Source organism: Acidobacteriota bacterium (assembly GCA_016196065.1).
GTDB lineage: Bacteria > Acidobacteriota > Terriglobia > Terriglobales > Acidobacteriaceae > Acidiflorens.
This window is the reverse complement of record JACPYL010000012.1, coordinates 675,331-692,444: the sequence shown is the minus strand read 5'-3', so window position 1 is coordinate 692,444 and position 17,114 is coordinate 675,331. Positions and strand designations below refer to the sequence as shown.

General features: G+C 57.0%; 19 protein-coding genes. 3 read left to right on the top strand and 16 right to left on the bottom strand.

The window, feature by feature from the left end; genetic code table 11:
- The first annotated feature begins 131 nt into the window (after window positions 1–131).
- Entirely contained in the window at window positions 132–1,049 is a 918-nt protein-coding gene (locus tag HY010_15235; GenBank protein MBI3477085.1) for a LysR family transcriptional regulator, read from the top strand.
- A gap of 81 nt (window positions 1,050–1,130) precedes the next feature.
- Here HY010_15235 and HY010_15230 read toward each other — a convergent pair whose 3' ends face one another.
- Window positions 1,131–1,559: an STAS domain-containing protein gene (locus HY010_15230; protein ID MBI3477084.1), complete on the bottom strand. Its 429-nt coding sequence runs from the start codon at window positions 1,557–1,559 to the stop codon at window positions 1,131–1,133.
- A 111-nt stretch (window positions 1,560–1,670) separates the two neighbouring features.
- On the opposite strand from HY010_15230, the gene HY010_15225 reads away from it, so the two are divergent.
- The gene (locus HY010_15225) at window positions 1,671–2,186 is read left to right on the top strand and encodes a hypothetical protein (GenBank protein MBI3477083.1); all 516 of its coding nucleotides are present in this window, start codon (window positions 1,671–1,673) and stop codon (window positions 2,184–2,186) included.
- A gap of 18 nt (window positions 2,187–2,204) precedes the next feature.
- Here HY010_15225 and HY010_15220 read toward each other — a convergent pair whose 3' ends face one another.
- The 7 genes from HY010_15220 to dnaK form a co-directional block, all read right to left on the bottom strand.
- Window positions 2,205–2,606, bottom strand: coding sequence for a helix-turn-helix transcriptional regulator (locus tag HY010_15220; protein ID MBI3477082.1), 402 nt, complete (start codon window positions 2,604–2,606; stop codon window positions 2,205–2,207).
- A gap of 114 nt (window positions 2,607–2,720) precedes the next feature.
- Complete coding sequence (locus tag HY010_15215; GenBank protein MBI3477081.1) at window positions 2,721–4,037, bottom strand: APC family permease; 1,317 nt, start codon at window positions 4,035–4,037, stop codon at window positions 2,721–2,723.
- A gap of 344 nt (window positions 4,038–4,381) precedes the next feature.
- The gene (locus HY010_15210) at window positions 4,382–4,981 is read right to left on the bottom strand and encodes a hypothetical protein (GenBank protein ID MBI3477080.1); all 600 of its coding nucleotides are present in this window, start codon (window positions 4,979–4,981) and stop codon (window positions 4,382–4,384) included.
- A gap of 54 nt (window positions 4,982–5,035) precedes the next feature.
- Window positions 5,036–5,971 (bottom strand): MarR family transcriptional regulator, encoded by a 936-nt coding sequence (locus tag HY010_15205; protein ID MBI3477079.1) that lies wholly within the window; start codon window positions 5,969–5,971, stop codon window positions 5,036–5,038.
- 128 nt (window positions 5,972–6,099) lie between these two features.
- Window positions 6,100–7,344 (bottom strand): J domain-containing protein, encoded by a 1,245-nt coding sequence (locus tag HY010_15200; protein ID MBI3477078.1) that lies wholly within the window; start codon window positions 7,342–7,344, stop codon window positions 6,100–6,102.
- Window positions 7,345–7,515: 171 nt separating this feature from the next.
- Window positions 7,516–7,695, bottom strand: coding sequence for a hypothetical protein (locus tag HY010_15195; GenBank protein MBI3477077.1), 180 nt, complete (start codon window positions 7,693–7,695; stop codon window positions 7,516–7,518).
- A gap of 115 nt (window positions 7,696–7,810) precedes the next feature.
- Window positions 7,811–9,748 (bottom strand): molecular chaperone DnaK, encoded by a 1,938-nt coding sequence (dnaK, locus tag HY010_15190; GenBank protein ID MBI3477076.1) that lies wholly within the window; start codon window positions 9,746–9,748, stop codon window positions 7,811–7,813.
- A gap of 357 nt (window positions 9,749–10,105) precedes the next feature.
- Between dnaK and HY010_15185 the strand changes: the two genes are divergently transcribed.
- Entirely contained in the window at window positions 10,106–10,612 is a 507-nt protein-coding gene (locus tag HY010_15185) for a transposase (protein MBI3477075.1), read from the top strand.
- Window positions 10,613–10,669: 57 nt separating this feature from the next.
- Here HY010_15185 and HY010_15180 read toward each other — a convergent pair whose 3' ends face one another.
- The 8 genes from HY010_15180 to HY010_15145 form a co-directional block, all read right to left on the bottom strand.
- Window positions 10,670–11,137, bottom strand: coding sequence for a DUF4126 family protein (locus HY010_15180; GenBank protein MBI3477074.1), 468 nt, complete (start codon window positions 11,135–11,137; stop codon window positions 10,670–10,672).
- A gap of 64 nt (window positions 11,138–11,201) precedes the next feature.
- Entirely contained in the window at window positions 11,202–11,786 is a 585-nt protein-coding gene (locus HY010_15175; GenBank protein ID MBI3477073.1) for a DNA-3-methyladenine glycosylase I, read from the bottom strand.
- 53 nt (window positions 11,787–11,839) lie between these two features.
- Entirely contained in the window at window positions 11,840–12,562 is a 723-nt protein-coding gene (locus HY010_15170; GenBank protein MBI3477072.1) for an FAD-dependent oxidoreductase, read from the bottom strand.
- Between the two features lie 158 nt (window positions 12,563–12,720).
- Window positions 12,721–13,683, bottom strand: coding sequence for an L-glyceraldehyde 3-phosphate reductase (mgrA, locus tag HY010_15165; protein MBI3477071.1), 963 nt, complete (start codon window positions 13,681–13,683; stop codon window positions 12,721–12,723).
- Window positions 13,684–13,785: 102 nt separating this feature from the next.
- On the bottom strand, window positions 13,786–14,241 hold the full coding sequence (locus tag HY010_15160) for a DUF2141 domain-containing protein (protein ID MBI3477070.1): 456 nt from the start codon (window positions 14,239–14,241) through the stop codon (window positions 13,786–13,788).
- Window positions 14,242–14,284: 43 nt separating this feature from the next.
- Window positions 14,285–16,159 (bottom strand): glutamine--fructose-6-phosphate transaminase (isomerizing), encoded by a 1,875-nt coding sequence (gene glmS, locus HY010_15155; GenBank protein MBI3477069.1) that lies wholly within the window; start codon window positions 16,157–16,159, stop codon window positions 14,285–14,287.
- A 93-nt stretch (window positions 16,160–16,252) separates the two neighbouring features.
- Window positions 16,253–16,498 carry a phosphoribosylformylglycinamidine synthase subunit PurS gene (purS, locus tag HY010_15150; protein MBI3477068.1) on the bottom strand — a complete coding sequence of 82 codons (246 nt, stop codon included), beginning with the start codon at window positions 16,496–16,498 and terminating at the stop codon, window positions 16,253–16,255.
- Between the two features lie 103 nt (window positions 16,499–16,601).
- Entirely contained in the window at window positions 16,602–16,844 is a 243-nt protein-coding gene (locus HY010_15145) for a hypothetical protein (protein ID MBI3477067.1), read from the bottom strand.
- Window positions 16,845–17,114 lie beyond the last annotated feature (270 nt).

Genomic DNA, 17,114 nt, shown 5'->3' with positions numbered 1-17,114 from the left:
AAAGTTTATTATCTTTACATAATAATTAGATATATTACTATTATTAGTAATATTGATGGACAGCACGACATTCATTAATGTAGTGCGATTCACGCTCTAGTCGATTGCTGAATCTGGACTGAGATCTACCTATGGACCTCTCTCAACTGGAAGTATTTCTCACCGTCGCCCGTGAGCGCCGCTTTGGCCGCGCCGCCGAGAAGCTTTTCCGCACTCAGTCCGCAGTCAGCCAGACCGTCCGCAAGTTGGAACTGGAGATCGGCGAGCCTCTCTTCGACCGCTCCTCGCGTGACGGGGTCCTCACCGACGCCGGACGTGTTCTTCAGGAGTATGCCGAAAAGCTCCTCAATCTGCGACAGGACGCGCAGGAAGCGCTGGTCGAACTCCGCGAGTTGCAAAAAGGCAGGCTGGTAATGGCCGCCAACGAATTCACCGCTCTGTATCTTCTGCCGGTGCTCGCGGAGTTCCGCCGTCTGCATCCCATGATCCGCATCGCCGTGCGTCGTTCGTTGGGCAGCACCATCCCCGACGACGTCCTCAAACATAACGTCGAAATCGGCGTCCTCTCCTACGATCCGCAGGAGCCGCAGCTTCGCTCGGCAGTGGTGTACCTGGATGAGTTGGTGTTCGTCGCGCCGCCGGGACATGCGCTCGCATCGGCCGGAGAAGTCAGTATTCGTCAGCTCGGCGCCGAATCCTTTGTCGCGCACAACGTGGCCTCTCCCTACCGGGACAAAGTCATTGAGACCTTTCGCCAACACAAGACTCCCCTTCACATGGACGTCGAGTTGCCTACGCTGCAAGCCATCAAACGCTTTGTCAGCATGGGGAATGGCGTGGCGCTCGTGCCCGCGATCAGCGTGGAGAATGAAATCGCTAGAGGGGAACTGGTGCGCATCACCGTACGCGAAATCCATCTCCAGCGAAAATTGCGCCTCGTCTACCGGCAGGAGTCAACTGTGTCCCACGCCGGACGCGCCTTCCTGAAAGTGGCAGAACAATTCGCCAAAGAACGCGGCGGACACTATCGCTTCCAGCGGGAAAAGTGAGGAGAGGCAGCAGTCGGCACTCAGCCAACCCGTGCCCTGTCGCCGCTCCGTTTGGTCAGTGCTGAGTGCTGAAATGCTTCTCTACGCCGAGCAGACTTCTTCCTGGAGCATAGCGTCCATCGCTTCCGCGACGCTGCCGTAGGCATCGAATACGGCCACCAGATTGGTCAACTCCAGTAATCGTCGAACCGGTTGGCGCGGGCTGGCGAACTTCAGGGAATATCCGGCAGCCTCCGCCCACATGTGCAAAAGTACAAATTCTCCTAAGCCAGCACTATCCACAGTCTCGATACCAGCCAGATCCACGATCATCCGGCGCGACGACGGGAGAACATCGGCGACGATGTCGCTCAGCGCCCGAGCTTCCGGTCCAAAGATAATTCGGCCCTGGCAGTGCAGCACAACCGCTCCGCCCTGCGCCTCCAGATCGAGGTTTAGTCCCTTGCCCCGCGACGGCGGAACAGGGAGGCCCCGCGAACCCAGGACGCCAGCTAGATTTTCCGGTTTCATAGCTCTAACTTAGGCTGAGGGCAGTAATCTGTGGTTGCGGACAAATGAAAGTTTCGTAAATTCATCCACGCCGGATACGCCCGACGAAATTGCGAACGCAGGAGATTGGGAATGAAACGCCAGCTGATGTCAGCCATGGTGAGCATGGCACTGATTGGAGTCCTTGGGTGCAATCGCGGAAACAAAGACCTGAATCCCGACTCGAGTCTGGATCGCGTCAACCAGGGACCAAAACTGGCGCCGCAACGAGTGACGCACGGCCTCACGAAGGTCGACAAGTCGCAGAAACTGTCGTTTGACGTACCGGCACACGCCCTCGCGCCCCATCTGACCGGAACCTTTTCTTCGTTTGTGCAAGGAGCCGGAGGAGCGCGCATCAGCGACGAATCCGCCGACATCGAGTTGATGGTCATGACCGAAGACCAATACGACGCCTACATCAACCATCGCAGCGCCGAATCTCTCTATGCAATCGAGCCGTCGCACGATCACACCGTGAGCATCTCTCTCCGCACCACCCAGGACGACGGCGCGAAATACTACGTAATATTTCGGCGCAACACGGATGGCAAAGGCGCCCTATGGGTGAACGCTGATCTGTCGGTGGAGTATGGCTTTACGCCGTAGGCAATCGGGCGGAAGGAACTACCGTCTTTTGCCGGGAACGATTGGCGGCGTGATCGCGGTCCGCCGGATTGGCACAATCGCGCCCTTGGAAGGATCAGCCGCCGCATTGGCCCGCGTCAGCACTTCCTGCTGGATGTACTGCACGAAATCCTGGATCTGCCGTTGCGTTTCTTCCATCCGCTCCCGCATTTGCAGGATGATGGCAATCCCACTGATGTTCACGCCCAGGTCGCGCGCCAGATTGAGGATGAACTCCAGCCGTTGCAAATCTTCGTCGGTGTAAAGCCGCGTATTGCCTTCGGTCCGGCTGGGCTTGAGCAGCCCTTCACGCTCGTACAAACGCAACGTCTGCGGATGAATGTCGTACATCTCCGCCACCGCCGAGATCATGTACGCGCCCTTGGACTTGCGCTTCGTCATTGCCCATTACTGTACAACACGAGAGTCCGATTTCTATTGGGAGGACTTGCATCAAAATAAAAGAGACGCGGCAGGCCGCGTCTCTACGGTAATAGGTTGAATTGGATTCCGCGTTTATCCGCGTGAATCCGCGGAAGCGAACTGAGCGGCCAGTTCCGGCTTTCGTTCCACCGGAGCCCATCCACCCGGTTTCAGCGCGTAGTTGATGCCATACGCCACGACGCCCAAGCCAATCAGGATCAGCCCAAACAGAAACGAACTCATGCCCAGCACGGTCTCGCTCTGGCTGCGCACGATCGCGAATCCGAGCAGCAGCACGGGCGGAATCCCGACCGCGATTGCTCCAAACATCCCTCCCGGAACACGGAATGGCCGGGGCAATTCCGGCTCTCGAATTCTCAGGAAGATCAGAGCCAGGAACTCCAGCGACAGACTGACCCCATAGATCATGATGTCCATCGTGACCAGCCGCTCGAAGCCGAGATTCAAGGCCAATCCCCATCCCACCGCCAGAGCCAGAATCGCGACCCAGGGCGAGCGTGATTTCGGATGCAGTTTCGCGAAAACCTTCGGCAGCATGCCATCCTGTGCCATGGCCAGAGGCAAGCGCGAGTAGCTCATGACCAGCGCGTTGAACATGCCGAAGCCGCTCATCATCCCGCCGGCAACCAGCGCGATGCGTAACACCGGACCGCCCATCAACTGCGCGATATCCGCCCATGCGCCGGTCTCCCACGCGCTGGCCGGAAGGCCGGTCATCCACATGGCCGCAAACGGCAGAACGTAGGTCAGGCAAACAATGCAAACTGCCACCAGCATCGCCCGCGGATAGGTATGCTGCGGCTTCTCAACCTCGGTTGCGATCGTCGAAGCGTTGTCCCATCCCATGTAGTTCCACATGCAGATGAGCAGCCCGCCGAGAATGTCGACATGGGAAGTCGTCGGCTTTGTGACTGCACTGGCCAGAGCGCCAATCTTCATCGGCGCAAGCACGAAGATCGCCGCAAACGGCGCCGACAGCGCGAAGAACAGCCAGAGCGAAGTCGTAGATACGACCTTCACGCCCGCAATGTTGAGCAGCGCACAGACGATCACTACGCCCAGCGCAACCAGCACGCCACGATGGTTCTCCTGGAACCACGGGAACATGCGTGTGAGATACGCGACAAAGAGCGTGGGATAGATCGCCATGTCGAAGATCGACGCGATCAGCGAAAGCCACGCTTCCTGAAATCCCCAGAAGTTCCCCATGGCACGGCGCACCCATGCGTAATAGCCGCCTTCATGCGGCAGGGCGCTCGACAGTTCGCCGATCATGAACGCAGTGGGCAAGCTCCAGAGCAGCGGGGTGAGCAGCAGGATGAGAATCGCTTTGCCGTAGCCCGCGCCGTGGACGATATCTTCGGTCCCATACGTACCACCTGAGACCATGAAGAACGTCGCGGCCACCAAGGGCCACAGCGTAAGGCGGATAGACTTTTTCCGGGGAGCGACAGCAGGACTGAAGCGAGGCTGTGCGAGATTAGAAGGTGCGGTTGCAGTTGCCAATTCCGATGGCTTCCTCCTCAAGCGACTCACTCTCACCACCGCGTCTCCCTTGACGTGAACGCGGCTCCCGGGTGTCCAGCGATTTCCCGAGCATTGCGGAGAAGTTGGTTCGCATGTATGAGATTACGGGAAATTTCTACAGCTGCAACATTTTTATTGAAAATTTTTGTCTACGTAGCTCGGTACGGAGGTAATGGCGGACGTCTGCCCGGGACGTGAGTATAGCGTCAGTGGAACTTCAGCGATTCGATTGCAGACTGCATTGGCTGAGGCTGCGTTGGCGCGGCACCGACCATGAGAAAAACAAATCCGTTGGCTTCCGCGACGTAGCCCAGAACTCGCGGGTTTTTCTCACCACGGCCAGCGGTCAAGAGTCGGAAGGCCGGCTTTCCGTCTAACTGAATCGATGTCTGTTTTTCCATTGGTACGAGATTGGGATCCAAGCTTCCTTCGAGCATGATTCCCGCAAACCATTTGAGGGGATAACGGCTTCGGTTGAGGTACTGCCGCGAGAGCTTCCAGCCGGACAGATAGAGCCTGTAAGCCGGCTGCGACCCGGCTTTCGATTCCAAGACAGCGTTAATGTCCGGCGGCCCACAGAGCGGGCCCGTACAGGAAGGGTCGGTAGGCGTGGGCGTTGTGGACTGCAATAACTGCCAGCTGCACGGCAAGCTGATCGTCATGCCCAATGCGGGGTTTCGATAGGTGTTTTCCTCGACGACACTGCCGCGCAAATCCGAATCGCGCTGTTTTTCCTGCGCGCCGACCATGAAAACGGGGAAAAAACAAAGTGACGCTATGAGGATTGCGCGTTCGTAACGTGCCATGCGGAAATTCTATTCAAGGACGGGCGCTGGCGCCATCCTCCGTGGTCACAACTATCAAAGTGTGAACTCCCAGGTCTCCGCCACGATGCTCTTCTGACCCCAGCTGTCGTGCCTCTTTTGGTCGACCAACTTGAAACCCGCTTTCTGGTAGATGGCCCGCGCGGCGATGAGTTCACTCTGGGTCCAGAGCACCATCTTCTTGTATCCAGCCTCGCGGGCAAAACGCACGCACTCGGCCACCAGGCGCGCTCCAATACCGAGTCCTCGCGCAGAAGGCTCAACCAACAAAAGGCGAAGCTTGGCAACGGCCTTGGATTTTTGCACCAGGAATACCGATCCCGCATTCTCGCCATCGCGCTCGGCGATCCAGCAACGCTCCCGGCTGGGATCGAGATTCTCGATAAAGTCTCCAACAATCTTGGCGACCAGTGCCTCGAAGCGCTCGTCGTAGTGATACTCCTGCCAGTACAGTTCGCCGTGCCTTTGAACGACCCAACCCATATCTCCTGGACGATGTTGCCGCAGCAGGTAGGCCTCTGCGGTCTTCACTTCGGGATCCAGGGCAGCCGTGATCGTATGCATGGCGTGGATCAGGTTCTCTTGTTTCGCCGGCGACAACCGGCCGAGCAACTCACTGACTTGTTCATTCGACCGCAAATCCAGCGGATCAAATACTCTTCTGCCTTTTCTCGTCAGACTCAGCAGACTCTGCCGTGCGTCGAAGGGAGAGTCCTTCTTTTCGACCAGTCCCTGCTTTTCAAAACTCCTCAGAATGCGGCTCAAGTATCCGGCATCGAGGCCGAGGTCTTTGCAGAGGCCCGCAGCCGTGGCCTGCTCCCGGTGCGCCAGTTCATAGAGGACCCGCACGTCCGTCAGCGAGAACGAACTCTCAAGCAGTCCTTCATTTAGCACTCCGATTTGCCGTGTGTAGAAACGATTGAAGCGTCGGACTGAGTCAATACGCGAGGAGACAGCGGAAGTCGACGGCATGGTCGAAGTATGACCGGGTGGCCAGATAGAGTCAAGAAGATTAGTTGACTGCGTCAACTATCAATAGAAAATCAAGAGCTGTCATCCCGAGCGGAGCGAGGGATCTGCAGTGCTTGCTTGCCGCGTTCCTATATTTCCTTCCAAAGTTCTTCTCGCGGATCTTCCGGATTTAGCCTGGCCAGTTCGCGGAGCAGTTCCTTCGTCTTTTCGTCGCGGGGCATTGGGACGGTGACTTTGACTTCGACGATCTCATCCCCACGCAACCCATCTTTGGTTGCCGAGGGCACGCCCTTCTCCCGCAACCGCAGCTTTTGCCCGGACTGCGTGCCGGGAGGAATCTTCAGCGTGCTTCGTCCATCAATCGTGGGCACTTCGATTTTTGCTCCGAGGGCCGCCTCGAATGCTGTGACCGGGACGGTGACATAGATGTCATCCCCTTCGCGTCGAAAGACCGGATGCTCGTCGGTTCGAATAATGACGTAGAGATCGCCCGTCGGGCCGCCGCGCATCCCAGCATTTCCCTTGCCGGCTATCCGAATCCTTTGCCCAGCGCGGGTTCCCGCTTTGATGCGGACTTCCAACGGATCAGTACGCTCGACGGTGCCCTCGCCATGGCATGTAGGACACGCAGAAATATTCTTGCCCGAGCCATGGCAGCGCGGACAAGTCACGTTGAACTTCATCCGCCCGCCGGTCTGCTCGATGGTGCCTTTCCCTTTGCATTGCGGACAGGTTCCCGGCGATTCCAGATAGCCGTTTCCGTGACAACTTCCGCATACATCGCGCCGCGCAATATTCAGACGCATCACTCCGCCGCGGATTGCGGTCCAGAACGGAACGTTGACCTGGTATTCAAGATCGGTGCCTGACTCGGGACCTTCTTGCGACGCTTCCGGACGCCCGCCGCCGCTGGTGAAGATATTGGAAAAAATATCGCGGAACCCGCCACCACTGCCCGAAGCCTTTCGTCCACCGCCGCGCGCGCCTTCGAACATGTCGGAAAAATCAAATCCGCCAAAATCAAAATGCACGCCGCCGGCACCCGCAGATCCCGGATTCTGCCCACCCGGAAATCCCTCAAATCCGCCCGCGCCGGGCTGTCCGCCGCCGCGCGCATATGCCTCGGCCGTCGCCGGATCGATATTGTCCGAGTAAAAACCAACCTGGTCGTATACCTTGCGCTTCTTGGGATCGCTCAGGACCTCATTCGCTTCGGAGATCGTCTTGAATTTTTCTTCCGCGCTTTTGTCGTTGGGGTTTACGTCAGGATGGTACTTGCGAGCCAGCTTGCGAAACGCCTTGCGAATATCGTCCGTAGAAGCGGATTTCTTTACGCCCAGCGCGCCGTAATAGTCTTTGGTTTGGGTAGCCATTCGTTAGCGGTCGGTCTTAAACATCCCTATACGAAAGTGTCATCCTGAGCGAAGCGAAGGACCCGCTTGCCTCGACATCAGTTAAGCGGTTGCCACTTCGCGACCTCAGGATGACATATTCTGCAAGGTTTCAACACTGAGAACTGAGAACCAGGATCTGAGAACTTCGTTCTAGTCCACTACTTCTTTCGCCTGCTCGTCCATCGGAATCGCGAACGCCTCAAAGGGCGCCGCATCCATTGAGACCGGAATCCGCTGCACTCCTGTGCCGGTGGGAGCGTAGCAATACCAGCGTCCCTCTTCCGGAACGAAGTTTACGAAAAACATCTGGCCATTGACTTCGAATCTCAATTGGTTTCCTCTTTCTGACTCCACGATCCGTACGCCTCACTCTCTTATTTAGATGCACGTTGGGGGCGCCCATCGCGCCCCCACGGAAGTGCTACGTTCTGGACCTGACGTTTGTTCACTTCTTGTCTTCGACGTCCACGTATTCGGCGTCGATGACACCTTCGTCTTTCTTCTGCGAAGACGCCTGCCCGTCTCCACCCGGAGCCGGCCCAGCGCCCGCCGAAGGTCCCGCACCCGGAGCTGCACTAGCTTGCGTCGCCTTGTACATCTGCTCCGCCAGCTTATGCGAGGCTGCCGTCAGCTTTTCGCGCGCTGAGTCCATCTGCGACTTGTCGCCGCTTTCGATGGCTTTCTTCGCGTCGGCCAGAGCGTTTTCGACTTCGCCGCGTTCCGACCCATCGATCTTGTCGCCATGCTCCTTCAACATCTTTTCGATGTTGTAAACGAGTGTGTCGAGCTGATTCTTGGCCTCGATCGCTTCGCGCTGCGCCTTGTCTTCCGCCGAATGCGCGTCCGCTTCCTTGGCCATGCGCTCGACTTCTTCTTTCGACAAGCCGGAAGACGACGTGATCGTGATCTTCTGGTCTTTACCGGTCGCATTGTCTTTCGCAGTGACATTCAGGATGCCGTTGGCATCGATATCAAACGTCACTTCGATCTGCGGGATCCCACGCGGAGCCGGTGGCAGTCCGGTTAAATGAAACTTGCCCAAAGTCCGGTTTTGCCCCGCCATCGGACGCTCTCCCTGCAACACGTGAACTTCAACCGACGTCTGACTGTCAGCCGCCGTAGAAAACGTTTCCGTCTTCTTGGTCGGAATCGTCGTGTTGCGCGGGATCATCGGCGTTGCCACGCCTCCCAATGTTTCAATCGCCAGCGTCAGCGGAGTCACATCCAGCAGCAGCAGGTCTTTCACTTCGCCGCCGAGCACGCCACCCTGAATCCCCGCCCCGATGGCCACGACTTCATCAGGATTCACGCCCTTATGAGGCTCGCGACCGAACAATTCCTTCACCAGCGCCTGAATGCGCGGCATACGCGTCTGGCCGCCAACCAGCACCACTTCATTGATCTTGCTGGCATCGACGCCCGCATCTTTCATGCACTGCTTGCAAGGCCCGACAGACTTCTGAATCAAGTCTTCGATCATCGACTCGAGCTTCGCCCGCGTCAGCTTCTTCACCAGGTGCTTCGGACCGGAAGCGTCCGCCGTAATGAACGGCAGATTGATTTCCGTCTCCATCGTGGTCGAAAGCTCGATCTTGGCCCGCTCGGCTGCATCACGCAGACGCTGCAGCGCCATCTCGTTGCCCTTGCCGCGCAGGTCGAGACCTTCATCTTTCTTGAACTCGTCAATTAGCCACTCCACCAGCCGCTGGTCGATGTTGTCGCCGCCCAGGTGGGTGTCGCCATTGGTGGCCTTGACCTCGATGACGCCTTCGCCGACTTCGAGCACGGAAATGTCGAACGTGCCGCCGCCGAAGTCATAGACCGCGATCGTCTCGTCCTTACCCTTGTCGAGCCCGTACGCGAGCGCCGCCGCCGTCGGCTCGTTGATGATGCGCTTCACATCGAGTCCGGCAATTTTGCCGGCATCTTTGGTCGCCTGCCGCTGTGCGTCATTGAAGTACGCGGGCACGGTGATGACCGCTTCGGTCACTTTCTCGCCGAGATAGTCTTCCGCCGCCTTCTTCAACTTCTGCAGGATCATGGCCGAGACTTCCGGCGGAGAATACTTCTTCCCCTGCGCGTCAATCGCGACGTTATCGCCATCGCGCTCGACCTTGTACGGGACCATCTTCATTTCTTCATTCACTTCATCGAAACGACGTCCCATGAACCGCTTGATCGAGAAAATCGTGTTCTCCGGATTGGTAATGGCCTGCCGCTTGGCAACCTGCCCCACCAGCCGCTCGCCGGTCTTCGTGAATCCAACCACCGAAGGCGTAGTCCGGCCACCCTCTTCGTTGGCAATCACCTTGGGCTCGCCACCCTCCATAACCGCCACGCAGGAGTTGGTGGTACCCAGGTCAATTCCAATAATCTTCCCCATATCGCGTCCTCCTAGACTGATAAGTGCTTTATAATCAATGTAAACATGATTGCGTTCGAATCCATGCTAGAACTTGAGTGACTTGCTGTCAAGTATTGGATGCTTGATTACGATTGAAGTTGCAAGATGAAACTAGGAAGGCTTTGCGATCCGGAGATATGTTTGAATGGACCGCACGGTTTGAAGAATGGGATGAACTGGCCGCGCAGGTTCGTATCAGGGCACGCCTTTCAGGCGTGCCGCAACAGCGCCAAAGAGATTCCCGCCTTCAGGCGCTGGGGCTCGTTTCGGAATCATCACATTTCTCTCGTACGCGGGTCACATACAACCCAGCCCGCCACAATTCATCTTCGTCCAATGTCCATCCCTCCGCGCAACGCTGAACCTGAGCAGATCGCATCCAACGCCCGCACCTTCTTCGTGACCTCTTCCACGTGGGACAAACGCAACTTGCTTCAATTTAACGGCGCTGCAGGATTGTTTCTCACAGTGCTCTACGAATATCGCGCACAGGGGAAGTTCCGACTGCATGAATTCGTGGTCATGCCAGACCACTTTCATATGCTGCTCACGGTGGGAAGCGAGATCAGTATTGAGAAGGCTGTCCAGTTCATCAAGGGCAGATTCGCGTTCCGAGCTGGCAAGGAACTGGGCGTGAAAGCGCCATTCTGGCAGAAAGGTTTTTCCGAAGTCCGAATCGTGGACGAATCAGCGTTCGCGCAGGTTCAAGAGTACATTCGCAACAATCCCGTAAAGCGACGATTGGTCCTGACACCGGATCAGTATGCGTTTTCGTCGGCGCATCCGGGATTCGCACTCGATCCGCCACCGCAGGGGCTGAAGCCCGTCAATTTCGCCGCTTGAGCGATACGGCTGAAGCCGTATCCTGATACGAATCCCTGCGCCAGCCGGTCTCCGGCGCTATCCGTGCCGGACCAGCAGGAGCGCCAACCCAATCGCCAACAGATCCTCGGGGATGGCAACCGCAAAATCCGGGACACCGAGACTCTTCACTAGTCCGACGCGCGCCTTATATCCGGCGAAAGCGCCAACGACGCCCCCGATTGCGCCGATTACCGCTCCTGTTATCAGGGAATTCCCTCCTGATACGGCCACGCACGATCCGGTCAGCGCGCCCATTACGATTCGCGCGGAGAGCGGTCCGGCGGTTGTGCGGGCCGGTGTCCGCGGAAGCTGATCGGTTACAAACTCGCTGAGCGCAGCGAGTGTGAAGATCGCCACAGTCCACTTCGATCCCATGAATGCAAAATAGGATCCCGTCAGGTTGAGCCAGCCCAGATAAGCCGCCCACGCCACAACTGCGGGAGCGGTCATGGCCCGCAGTCCGGCTACGATTCCGATGCCGAGTGCAAGTAATAAAGCGTTCATTGGTTTCTCCGATCGTTCAACGTCCACAGCATTCGGGATTTAGATGAGAACCATTCTCATCCCACTAACCCTGACGGCCGACCTCGCGATATCGAAAGCACTCGACGGCATGATCGTTCACCATCCCCATCGCCTGCATAAACGCGTAGCAAATCGTCGTGCCCACAAACGTGAACCCGCGCTTCTTAAGGTCTTTGCTCATCGCATCCGACTCCGCAGTGCTGGCTGGAAGCTTTTGTCCGGCCTTCCATGCGTTGCGACGAGGCTTACCTGCGACGAACTGCCAGATATATTTGTCAAACGATCCGAACTCTTCTTGTATTGCCAGAAATGACTTGGCATTTTGTACGGCCGCGGCAATCTTTAAGCGGTTGCGGACAATGCCTGCATCCTGCATCAGCGCCTGCCGTTTTCGCCCGTCATAGCGTGCAATTTTCTCGGGATCAAAACCACTGAAAGCCGCACGGTAGTTCTCTCGCTTGTTCAGGATGGTGTCCCAACTGAGACCGGCCTGCGCACCTTCCAGAATCAGGAACTCGAAAAGCACACGGTCATCATGCTGCGGCACTCCCCACTCCGCATCGTGATAAGCAATGGCGAGATCGTTCCTGGCCCACGCACATCGGACAACAGATTTTTTCGTGGACACTGCGCGGGCTCCAGGGTTTTAGAGTTTGGCTAAATGCTGAGTACTGACTGCTGCTAGTCGTATTTCTCGTACAGAATCTGCTTCCGATCCCAGCCTCGCGATTTCAACAATTCGCGATTCGCACTCACCATCTTGTCGAGACCGCAGATGTAGGCGTGCATATCGGTGCGGTCGCCGACAATTTCCAGCAAATGCTGCTGGACATATCCCCGCAGGCCCTTCCATTCCGACTCTCCCCGACTGAGGGTGGGCAGAAAATGGAAATTAGAGTGTTCGGCGGCGAGCCGTTCAAACTCTTCCCGGTAATAGAGGTCCTGCTCAGAACGCACACCGAACAGCAGCCAGAATTGCTTTCCCTCATGTCGATGCGGATCTGCCAGCAGCCAATGCAGCATCGACCGATAGGGAGCGACGCCGGTCCCGGTCGCGATGAATACTGTATCCCGCAACGGCGGACGCAGAATGAAATTCCCAAACGGCCCTTGAAAAGTAATCTCCTCGCCCTCGGCCATGCTACAGAGATGGTTCGACATGAAGCCGTCCTGCACGCGATTCAGGCAGAATGCGAAACGAGCGTCTTCCGAAGGCGCCGACGCGATCGAATATGCACGGGTAATTTCTTCGCCCTCCGGAGTCGAAGCCTTCAGCGAAAGCCACTGGCCCGGAACAAAGCCGAGTCGCTGCATACCGATCACTTCAAATTCGAGGTGCTTGGTGAAATCGGAGAGAGCAGTAGCGCGCGCCAGCCTAGCCCGTAGAGTTTGAAATTGTGCCATTATTTGTTTGGATGACGCGGTGTCGCGTTTCGAATCAGGCAAGTCGATGATTCTTGACGTAGAGACGGGGCTTGCCCCGTCGCCCTCTACATTGACAACGTTTCGGTGGCCCGGAGACGCGGCAAGCCGCGTCTTTACAAAGAACGCGTCGGCTCCACCTAAGCCCCCGTCCCCGCGAGAATGCCGTCGATCTTCTTCAACTCCTCGCTCGAGAACTTCAGGTTCTTGAGCGCGGCCACGTTGTCGTCCACCTGCTGCACTTTGCTCGTTCCAACCAGGGCGCTGGTGACGCGCGGATCGCGCAACACCCACGAAACAGCCATCTCCGCCAGCGATTGCCCGCGTTGCTGCGCCAGTTTGTTCAACTCACGCAGCATGGCGACCTTGCGCTCGTCGATGTCTTTCTTCTTTAGAAAAAAATCGCGCGCCGCCCGCGAGTCGGTGGGGATGCCCTGCAGATAGCGATCGGAAAGCAGTCCTTGCGCCAGAGGGCTGAATACGATGCAACCCACGCCTTCTTTTCCCAGCTCATCGAGCAGTCCCTGCTCAGGATCGCGCACCAGCATGGAATACTTCGGCTGGTGAATCAGGCAGGGCGTCCCCAGCGCACGCATGATCTTGATTGCTTCGGCTGTCTGCTTCGCGTTGTAAGCCGAGATCCCGGCATAGAGCGCCCTTCCCGAACGAACAGCCGTATCGAGCGCGCCCAGTGACTCTTCCATGGGCGTATCAGGGTCGGGACGGTGATGATAAAAAATGTCGACATACTCCAGCCCCATCCGCTTCAGGCTCTGATCGAGGCTCGCCAGGATGTATTTCCGCGAGCCGAGATCTCCATAAGGCCCCGGCCACATGTCCCAGCCTGCCTTGGTCGAAATAATCAGTTCGTCGCGGTACGGGAGGAAGTCCTTTTTCAGAATCTGGCCGAAATTCTCTTCCGCCGATCCGTAGGGAGGACCATAGTTGTTCGCCAGATCAAAATGCGTGATACCCAAGTCGAATGCACGGCGCAACATGGCGCGCGCGTTCTCGAAATTATCCACACCGCCGAAGTTGTGCCACAGGCCAAGCGAAATGGCGGGAAGGTGAATGCCACTGCGTCCCGAGCGGCGATATTGCATGGAATCGTAGCGATGGCTGTCGGCAACGTACACGGGGAGATCTCCTTGGAATCGCAAGTATTGTAAGGCCTCAAGGGGCGAACAGGGCGTGCGGGCGGTCAGCTACAGGTAGCTGAGGGTGATCTTGAGGTCAGCGCGACCGCCTGCAAAACGAAAGGAGGCAGCATCAAATTTCGGCGGTCCAAAGCGGCCCTTGGCATCGTTCGAGGCACCGACGCCCTCCCGGGGAATTCCCAGAAAATTGGAGTCCATTTTGGAGTTAGAATTTTCGTCGTGAAAAGCCGAGACCGCATAAGTTCCCGGCGCGATGTTCGGAAAATCGCAAACCGCGCGGCCCTGCGATATCCCGGAGCCGGCGTGTGCGACTGCCTTGTCGCCTCGCCTCGGAAAATCAGCAGCAGAGGAAAACAGCGCGCACAGAACCTGGCCTTTTTCGCTGCGCAACCCGGCGATTTCTACATGGATCAAATTCTCCGGTGCAGCCTGGCCACGCAAAAGCAGTGGAGTGCCAACATATAGCACCACCGCCAACGCAATTGTTCTGTGGATCTTTTGCATACCCTGCGTCGCTCTGCCGATACGGCCGGAAATCGCCCGCTCGCTATTCTACCGTCACCGACTTTGCCAGATTTCGCGGCTGGTCCACGTCGCATCCTCTGCGCACCGCGATGTGATACGCCAGTAGTTGCAGGGGAACAATTTCCAGAATCGCCGACAACTCTTCCGGCGCCGGAGGAACATAGAGGACATGATCGGCGTTCCCGGCAATTTCGTCGTCGCCCTCAGTCGCGAGCGCGATCACAATGCCGGAGCGCGCTTTGACTTCCTGCAGGTTCGAAATCGTTTTCTCGTAGCGTGTCATCGATGCAGGACTGTTCACATCACGGGTCGCAATGATCACTACCGGCAGGTTTTCATCGATCAACGCGTTCGGACCGTGTTTCATTTCTCCCGCCGGATATCCTTCCGCGTGGATGTAGGAAATTTCCTTTAACTTAAGCGCCCCTTCGAGAGCGATGGGATAGTGAATGCCGCGGCCGAGGAAGAGGAAGTCCTGTGCCCGTCCGTAAATTTTGGCGAGATCTTCACAGGCCTGGTCGTGCGTAAGAAGCTGTTCCAGTTTCCCGGGAATGTGGGTGAGTTCCTGCACCAGTGCTTTGGCTTGTTCCGGAGCCAACGTGCCGCGCACTTGTGCGAGATACAACGCGAATAGATACAGCGCAGTAAGTTGCCCGCTGAACGCCTTGGTCGACGCAACGCCAATTTCCGGGCCGGCATGCGTATAGATCGTTCCCGCCGCTTCCCGGGTAATCATCGATCCGACCACGTTGCAGATGGCGAGGGTCTTCGAGCCTTTGGCTTTTGCTTCCCGCTGCGCGGCGATCGTGTCGGCCGTTTCACCGGACTGCGAGATCACCAGCGTCATCGTGTCCGGCCCCATGATGGGATCGCGATAACGCCACTCGCTGGCATAATCGACTTCGACGGGGACTCTGGCCAAACTCTCGATCATGAACTTGCCCGCCAACCCTGCGTGCCAACTGGTACCGCAGGCAGTGATATTGATTTTCTTCAGCGCCTTGAACTCAGCGTCGCTGACGTGCATCTCGTCGAGAAAAATCCTTCCCGTGTCCTGCGAAACGCGCCCAATGGTCGTGTCGCGGATCGTACGCGGCTGCTCGTAGATTTCCTTGAGCATGAAATGCTTGAATCCGCCCTTTTCCGCCATGATCGGATCCCAGGTGATGCGCTGCACCGGGCGATCCACGGCTTTGCCGTCGAAATCGGAAACCTTCACTCCCGACTGCGTAATCACCGCCAGGTCCCCGTCGGCCAGAAAGAAAAGATCGCGCGTGTGTTCCAGCAGCGCGGGCACGTCGGACGCCACAAAATATTCGTCCTTGCCAATTCCGATCACAACCGGCGGACCATTCCGAGCCGCCACAATCTTGTTTGGATCATCGACCGCGATCACGACCAGCGCGAACACGCCCGTCAGTTCCTTCACGGTTTTTCGCACGGCATCTTCGAGCGTAGGACGATGTCCATTACCAGTTTTCAAGTAATGATTCTCGATCAGGTGGGCAATCACTTCCGTATCGGTTTCGGTCGTGAACTTGTGGCCTTCTTCTTTTAGCCTGCGTTTGAGCGAAAGGTAATTTTCGACAATCCCGTTATGCACGACCACGATCTGGCCGGTGCAATCCCGATGCGGGTGGGCGTTCTCTTCTGTCGGACGGCCATGCGTGGCCCAGCGCGTATGCCCGATGCCAAACGTTCCATCCAGCGGCTTTGCGCGGATCACTTCTTCCAGGTTCCGCAGTTTGCCCTCGGCGCGCCGGATCTGCAAGCCTTCGCCATTGCCGGCTACGGCAATTCCGGCAGAGTCGTACCCGCGATACTCAAGACGCCGCAGGCCTTCGATGATGACCGGGACAACATCCTTCTTCCCCACATATCCGACAATGCCGCACATGGATGATGACTCCTTCGTTCAATGGTTGGGGGACGGTATTCTTTCGGGTCTTCTTGACGATCTTCGGCTCGCCGCTAGGGTAAGAGCTGAAAACTATTCTTCGAGGGAGAAACGAAACTCTTCGATCACCGGGTTAGTAAGGACTTCGCGCGCAATCCGCTCGACTTCGGCATGGGCTTGATCCTTGGAAAGGCCGCCGTTCAGCGACAATTCAAAGTACTTACCCTGTCGCACGTCCTGCAACCCTTTGTATCCCATCTTATGGAGCGCACCCTGGATGGTTTTTCCCTGGGGATCGAGCACGCTCTTCTTTAGCGAAACGTAAACGTAGGCCTTCATGAGCACCCTCATTATAACGTGAGACATGCGCTTCTCGACTCTGCTTTTCGTTATAGCGGGTATCGAAAGGAACGGAGGGAAGAATTCCTCTTTCAAGCGTAAATCATTGCAGTAAAGCCAGTTGCCGGTCGAGTTCGGCGATACCCTCAGTTAACATCTGGCGATGTCGGGGATTCGCAGCCGCTCCCAGTTGTCGCTCCAGGTTGGTTCGGGACAACAAAAGGCCTTGCCGCTTGCGGTTCTTGTCTTGCTCGGCCAAAGTCGGGGGTGGACCGTTCCGAGGACGGCGATCCAGCATCTCAGCCTGCTGTTGCTCCACCGACTTACTTTCAAAGCCGCGTGCCATAACGGGAATCCTATTCGATAAACCCTTGAAAATCCTTGGTTTGCTAATTACTAACAGCTAAGATACAGTGTTTTGGTTTTATAAGCACGATCCGAAAAACTGGTGACGCTGACCTGAGGGGGCTCCCGTCCGGGAGAGAACGACCGGTTCCCAACTGAGGAACTGGCGACTGCGTGCCAGATGTTCCAGAAACTCCCGTCGCACCGCCTTACAAAGCGGAGGGCGACCACCCGATAATCTGACGCTCCAAATCTGCTGCCCGGCGCTGTA

Excerpts from the sequence above, each read along its gene's own strand:
- HY010_15170 (MBI3477072.1), bottom strand. The coding sequence starts at position 12,562 with ATGGCACAATTTCAAACTCTACGGGCTAGGCTGGCGCGCGCTACTGCT.
- HY010_15235 (MBI3477085.1), top strand. The coding sequence starts at position 132 with ATGGACCTCTCTCAACTGGAAGTATTTCTCACCGTCGCCCGTGAGCGC.
- purS (MBI3477068.1), bottom strand. The coding sequence starts at position 16,498 with ATGAAGGCCTACGTTTACGTTTCGCTAAAGAAGAGCGTGCTCGATCCC.
- HY010_15205 (MBI3477079.1), bottom strand. The coding sequence starts at position 5,971 with ATGCCGTCGACTTCCGCTGTCTCCTCGCGTATTGACTCAGTCCGACGC.
- HY010_15180 (MBI3477074.1), bottom strand. The coding sequence starts at position 11,137 with ATGAACGCTTTATTACTTGCACTCGGCATCGGAATCGTAGCCGGACTG.
- HY010_15220 (MBI3477082.1), bottom strand. The coding sequence starts at position 2,606 with ATGACGAAGCGCAAGTCCAAGGGCGCGTACATGATCTCGGCGGTGGCG.
- HY010_15185 (MBI3477075.1), top strand. The coding sequence starts at position 10,106 with ATGTCCATCCCTCCGCGCAACGCTGAACCTGAGCAGATCGCATCCAAC.
- dnaK (MBI3477076.1), bottom strand. The coding sequence starts at position 9,748 with ATGGGGAAGATTATTGGAATTGACCTGGGTACCACCAACTCCTGCGTG.
- HY010_15230 (MBI3477084.1), bottom strand. The coding sequence starts at position 1,559 with ATGAAACCGGAAAATCTAGCTGGCGTCCTGGGTTCGCGGGGCCTCCCT.
- mgrA (MBI3477071.1), bottom strand. The coding sequence starts at position 13,683 with ATGCAATATCGCCGCTCGGGACGCAGTGGCATTCACCTTCCCGCCATT.
- HY010_15160 (MBI3477070.1), bottom strand. The coding sequence starts at position 14,241 with ATGCAAAAGATCCACAGAACAATTGCGTTGGCGGTGGTGCTATATGTT.
- glmS (MBI3477069.1), bottom strand. The coding sequence starts at position 16,159 with ATGTGCGGCATTGTCGGATATGTGGGGAAGAAGGATGTTGTCCCGGTC.
- HY010_15145 (MBI3477067.1), bottom strand. The coding sequence starts at position 16,844 with ATGGCACGCGGCTTTGAAAGTAAGTCGGTGGAGCAACAGCAGGCTGAG.
- HY010_15210 (MBI3477080.1), bottom strand. The coding sequence starts at position 4,981 with ATGGCACGTTACGAACGCGCAATCCTCATAGCGTCACTTTGTTTTTTC.
- HY010_15215 (MBI3477081.1), bottom strand. The coding sequence starts at position 4,037 with ATGGTCTCAGGTGGTACGTATGGGACCGAAGATATCGTCCACGGCGCG.
- HY010_15200 (MBI3477078.1), bottom strand. The coding sequence starts at position 7,344 with ATGGCTACCCAAACCAAAGACTATTACGGCGCGCTGGGCGTAAAGAAA.
- HY010_15225 (MBI3477083.1), top strand. The coding sequence starts at position 1,671 with ATGAAACGCCAGCTGATGTCAGCCATGGTGAGCATGGCACTGATTGGA.